Source organism: Vibrio sp. D404a (genome assembly GCF_030248535.1).
Taxonomy (GTDB): domain Bacteria; phylum Pseudomonadota; class Gammaproteobacteria; order Enterobacterales; family Vibrionaceae; genus Vibrio.
Genome location: NZ_JAHGAJ010000060.1, coordinates 1 through 5319, shown reverse-complemented (window position 1 = coordinate 5319; position 5319 = coordinate 1). Strand labels below are relative to the sequence as shown.

Genomic DNA, 5319 nt, shown 5'->3' with positions numbered 1-5319 from the left:
TTATCTCTTTATCTCTTTATTTCTTTATCTCTCAGAATAAGCATCAACACGCTCTCTTTGTGATAGATAAGTCATTTAACAAGCTGATTAAACAGAAATACTTTCTTACGGGTGTACACAAATTCGTCATCATTTTTGACCCGTAATGTCATACGCAATTCCTATACTGCCGTCCATTCACTACAACTCAATTGGATAGCAACAATGAAAACAAAAACAATTAGCCTCGCAATCAAAAGCGCGGTTTCTGCAGCTCTCATTTTTTCTGGCGCTTCTTTCGCTATGGATACTCGCTACGAAGACCGCACTGGTAACCTAGTCGCTGACACACCAAAAGATGAATCACAGTGGGTAAGCCCAAACACGTTGATCTTTGCTTACACGCCAGTAGAAGACCCAGCAGTATATGCCGATGTTTGGAGTGAGTTTCTTGAGCACCTAGAAGCGAAAACCGATAAGAATGTTCGCTTCTTCCCTGTTCAAAATAACGCAGCTCAAATCGAAGCAATGCGTTCAGGTCGCCTTCATATTGCTGGCTTCAACACAGGTTCAACACCGCTAGCTGTGAACTGTGCAGGCTTCTCTCCTTTCACAATCATGGCGGCAGAAGATGGTTCATTCGGTTACGAAATGGAGATCATCACTCACCCGGGTTCAGGGATCGAGAAGGTTGAAGACCTAAAAGGCAAAAACCTAGCCTTCACTGCGCAAACGTCAAATTCTGGCTTTAAAGCACCGTCTGCAATCCTTGATGCTGAGTACCAAATGCAACCAGACCGTGACTTCAAACCTGCATTCTCAGGTGCGCACGACAACTCTGTACTTGGCGTTGCTCATAAAGATTACGACGCAGCAGCGGTAGCAAACTCAGTACTGAACCGCATGCTTTCTCGCGACGTGGTAAAGGCAGACCAGATCAAGAGCATCTACAAGTCTCAAACGTTCCCAACAACGGCTTACGGCACAGCGCATAACTTGCACCCAGACCTACAAAAGAAAATCCAAGAAGCATTTTTCTCTTTTGATTGGGAAGGCACAAAACTGCAACAGGAATTCGAGCGTAACGGCGAAGCGAAATTCATCCCAATTACTTACCAAGAGCACTGGGAAGTGATCCGTACAATCGATACTGCGAACAACGTTTCTTACACCTGCAGCTAAGTTTTTACCCACTCAATTACAACGGCTTGGCAACTCTGCCGAGCCGTTTTTATAGGAATCTTATGTCTACTCTTATCCTAAAAGGACTCACCAAACACTACTCCAGCTCAGATAAGGCACTAACCAATGTAAACCTTTCGGTTAACGCAGGCGAAGTGGTTGGCTTGATTGGCCCATCTGGCGCAGGTAAATCCACGCTTATCCGCTGCATAAACCGCTTAACCGAGCCAACCAGTGGTCAGGTGATCTTTTCTAACATCAATCTAGAAAGTCTATCTAAACGTCAACTGCGTCAATCTCGTCGCGAAATCGGAATGATCTTCCAAGAGTATGCACTGATTGAGCGTCTGACTGTGATGGAAAATGTGCTATCTGGTCGTCTTGGTTACGTGAACTTCTGGCAGAGCTTTGCTCGTAAATACCCAGCGCAAGATGTTCAAGCCGCTTATGCCCTACTTGATCGCGTAGGCCTGCTTGAGCATGCGAATAAACGTGCCGATGCCCTTTCTGGCGGTCAGCGTCAGCGTGTTGGTATTGCTCGCGCACTGGCACAAAAACCAAAGCTGTTGCTGATTGATGAGCCAACGGCCGCACTGGATCCAAGAACTGCACGCCAAATCATGCGTTTGATCAGCGAAATCTGTTCTGAGCAGAAACTGCCGGCGATCATCAACATTCATGACGTTCAGCTTGCTAAACAGTTCGTTGACCGTGTTGTTGGCCTTAATGCAGGTTGCGTCGTTTTCGATGATGTACCAAGCAAACTGACCGAAGATGTACTAACACAGATCTATGGTGAAGAAGATTGGAGTCAACAAGCGGAAGAAGATGAAGAGATCATCGCCACTTCAGCACCGCTTTCTGGGGCAATGGCATGATGCAGCAGCAATATCCAACCCAATGGACGAAACCGCCATTGATCAGCAACCCTTGGCTTCGCTGGGGCATCACTCTCTCTGTTGCTGTGTATCTGTACCTCGCGACTCAATCCGTTGAGGTCAACTGGACTCGCATCTACGAAGGCAGCGAGCGTGGCTGGAACTTTATTCTCGCCTTTATGAGCCCAGACTTTACTGGACGTTGGAACAACATCTCACAAGGTTTGATTGAGAGCTTAACCATGACGCTCACGTCTACGGTCGCAGGTGTACTGCTTTCGATTCCGTTCGGTTTAGGCGCGGCGAAAAACCTCGCTCCAACACCCGTTTACCTGTTCTGTCGTACTTTCATTTCGATTGCACGTAGCTTACAAGAGATCATTGTCGCGATTCTGTGTGTGGCGCTGTTTGGCTTCGGTACCTTTGCCGGCTTTATCACCCTAACCTTCGCCACTATTGGTTTCTTAGCCAAGCTGTTTGCCGATGAGATTGAAGCGATTGACCCTGCCCCACTGACGGCGATGCGCGCGACGGGTGCAAGCTGGCTACAGCAGGTTAACTACGCTATTCAAGCTCAAGTCATGCCACGCTTTATTGGTCTATCTATGTACCGTCTAGATATTAACTTCCGTGAATCTGCGGTGATCGGCATTGTTGGCGCAGGTGGTATCGGCGCTACGCTAAATACCGCTATGGACCGCTATGAATACAGCGCGGCAGCGGCCATTCTTCTGATCATTATCGCTATCGTTATGCTTTGCGAATATGTATCCACCATCATCCGTAAACATGTGCAGTAGAGGCCAATAATGAGCACTTTGAATACTCCTTCGAACCATGATATCGAACGTGGTCACTGGCAACGCTATGACAGCAAACAGAGCCTACTACTCTGGATAGGCTGGTTTTGTTTTGTGGCACTCACCGTGTTTGCATGGCAGGTAATGAACAAAGATACGATCTGGTACTTTGTCACCGATTCTCCAAACCAACTGGCGGACATCTCATCACGCATGTGGCCACCACGCTGGAGCTACCTAGATTCGCTTTGGGCGCCACTATGGGATACGATCAACATTGCGACACTTGGTACGCTGTTAGGCATTATGTTGGCTTTCCCAGTGGCATTTTTAGCTGCGAGAAATACCACACCGAGTGCAACCTTCTTACGCCCTATCGCTCTATTTATCATTGCTGCGAGCCGTTCGATTAACTCTCTTATTTGGGCATTATTGCTGGTTGCTATCATCGGCCCGGGGTTATTAGCGGGTATCATCGCCATCGCACTGCGTTCTATCGGCTTTGTTGCCAAACTCATGTATGAGGCGATTGAAGAAGTTAACGCTACGCAAATGGCAGCGATTCAATCGACGGGCGCTTCGCCGATGCAAGTATTGAACTACGGGATCTTGCCACAGGTGATGCCAAGCTTTATCGGCACAAGCCTGTTCCGTTGGGACATCAATATTCGTGAATCAACGGTGCTTGGTTTGGTGGGAGCTGGCGGTATCGGCCTTAAACTGCAAGAGTCGATGGCAATGCTGGCATGGCCGCAAGTGACAGTCATCTTCTGCGCTATTCTAGTGACGGTTATCTTCTCTGAATGGTTAGCAGCAAAAGCACGTAAGGCACTGATTTAACCTGTTTAGATGCGCTTTCAGCGTGAATGGCTTTAGTTCGTATAAGCTGTAGTCCATATAAGCTTTAGTTCTAACGAGCTTTAAGCCACAAACGTTTTACCCATAAAAAAACGGACGCGATTAAAGCGTCCGTTTTTTGTTTCATTCGTTCAGCTTAGTGATTAAAGCTTAGCGAATGCACCTTCCCATGAGTAAGTCTCACCAGCAAACTCAACGGTGTGAGTTGCTTGCTGAACATCTTCAGCTTGGTTAGAGATACCGTAGTGGTAAGTGCTGCCAGAGGTGGTCTGAATGCGAACAACAGTCCCGACACTGTTATGGCCCACAACAGACACAGATTCTACAAGGCCACGAGCGCCAACAGAGGCTTCGATAGACTCGTTAAAGTAACCGTGTGTTTCTAGTACAGAAGCGAACACGTGGTTTTGACCAGATTGACGCAAGATAAGTGCTGGCTCGCTCTTCAGGTTGAAGTCTGGATCGTTCGCGCCAGTACGAGCAAAAATCACTTCGCTGCCTTCGTTAGCACTTGTTACTAGGCTGTAGTAGCTGCTGTCGTGCAACCAGCTAACCAAAGAGCTGCCGTTCACTTTACCTGAAGCAACGTTCCAAAGGTGTTGGTAACCGTTGTCTTCGCCAAGAGGCTTAAGCGTGCTTTCAACCTTGTAATCGAAGTCAGTACGGATGATTTGACCAGAGTGGTGAACTGGCAGGTCGTACTGGTGCTCAGCATCTGCTTCAATGCGGTACACATCAATCACTAGTGGTTTCTCAAACTCTGGAAGCTCAGCAAGAATCACACTGCGCTGCATATCAACACCTGTGTAGTATTCAGAGATTGTGCCGCTCATGCCTTGTAGAGACTGATCGTCTGCCACAAAGAAGTGCTTCTGACCAAACTTTGACTCAGCCAGTGCTGTATCGAAGTTGTTTTGAGTTTTTTGGTCAACCGTTACTGTGTTGTGTGCCACAGTCTGCTTACAGTAAGACTTGTTCTCTGGGATGTAACGACCGCCAAATTTAGGCTCAACGTTTACCCAGCGACCGAAGCCGTAATCATGCAGTACTTCGTGGCCGCGGTTGAACACGCTTAGGTGCAGACCGTCATAGTGACCGTGGTCTAGCGCAGAGTGGTACTGATGGTCTGAACCGTGCTGACCAAACCAAATCAGAGCCATTGTGTCATCGTCTTGCTCGTCACGGTGACGAAGGATGCTCACGCCGCCTTTCTCACCTTCTGGGCCGTCAGTCACGAACAGGCTACCCCAGTTGAATGGCTTGATTTCGTCAGCCGCTTCAACCGCGTTTGATAGTGTTTTACCTGAGATATGAACCCATACATCTTGCTGGTGATCAGCCATGCCAAGCAGAGTTTCAGTTTGCTCGTAGCGGTGGTAACACACAGATGTTGCCATGATCACGCCTTCATCGTTGATAGAAATCGTCTTCGATGAATCGTTCAGTGCTGGCAGCGTACCTTCTGGGAATGCCGTCTTAAATACCGCGTAAGAGGTTGTCTTGATTACTGAATCGTTGAATTCGTAAATACCAAGCTCAGGTTGACGACGCTCGATTGCCTCTGCGAACAAGTAGATTGGACGCAGTGAGAAACGGTGGTAGTACGGACCTTCCATGTAGTA

Annotated in this window: 5 protein-coding genes; 4 read left to right on the top strand and 1 reads right to left on the bottom strand. The window is 47.9% G+C overall.

The window, feature by feature from the left end; all coding sequences use genetic code 11:
* Nucleotides 1–204: 204 nt before the first annotated feature.
* The 4 genes from phnD to phnE (KI655_RS23985) all read left to right on the top strand — a co-directional run bounded on the left by phnD (nucleotide 205) and on the right by phnE (KI655_RS23985) (nucleotide 3679).
* The gene (phnD, locus tag KI655_RS24000; RefSeq protein ID WP_285409208.1) at nucleotides 205–1161 is read left to right on the top strand and encodes a phosphate/phosphite/phosphonate ABC transporter substrate-binding protein; all 957 of its coding nucleotides are present in this window, start codon (nucleotides 205–207) and stop codon (nucleotides 1159–1161) included.
* Nucleotides 1162–1223: 62 nt separating this feature from the next.
* Nucleotides 1224–2039 (top strand): phosphonate ABC transporter ATP-binding protein, encoded by an 816-nt coding sequence (gene phnC / locus KI655_RS23995; protein ID WP_285409207.1) that lies wholly within the window; start codon nucleotides 1224–1226, stop codon nucleotides 2037–2039.
* Nucleotides 2039–2839 carry a phosphonate ABC transporter, permease protein PhnE gene (phnE, locus tag KI655_RS23990; protein WP_285409209.1) on the top strand — a complete coding sequence of 267 codons (801 nt, stop codon included), beginning with the start codon at nucleotides 2039–2041 and terminating at the stop codon, nucleotides 2837–2839. Before phnC ends, phnE (KI655_RS23990) begins: the two co-directional genes overlap by 1 nt.
* A 9-nt stretch (nucleotides 2840–2848) precedes the next feature.
* The gene (gene phnE, locus KI655_RS23985) at nucleotides 2849–3679 is read left to right on the top strand and encodes a phosphonate ABC transporter, permease protein PhnE (protein ID WP_285409205.1); all 831 of its coding nucleotides are present in this window, start codon (nucleotides 2849–2851) and stop codon (nucleotides 3677–3679) included.
* A gap of 161 nt (nucleotides 3680–3840) precedes the next feature.
* On the opposite strand, the gene KI655_RS23980 is transcribed toward phnE (KI655_RS23985), so the two are convergent.
* On the bottom strand, nucleotides 3841–5319 hold a 1479-nt coding region (locus KI655_RS23980), incomplete at its 5' end, for a heparinase II/III family protein (protein WP_285409203.1).

Coding starts and splice junctions, on each gene's coding strand:
- phnE (WP_285409209.1), top strand. CDS start 2,039: ATGCAGCAGCAATATCCAACCCAATGGACGAAACCGCCATTGATCAGC.
- phnE (WP_285409205.1), top strand. CDS start 2,849: ATGAGCACTTTGAATACTCCTTCGAACCATGATATCGAACGTGGTCAC.
- phnC (WP_285409207.1), top strand. CDS start 1,224: ATGTCTACTCTTATCCTAAAAGGACTCACCAAACACTACTCCAGCTCA.
- phnD (WP_285409208.1), top strand. CDS start 205: ATGAAAACAAAAACAATTAGCCTCGCAATCAAAAGCGCGGTTTCTGCA.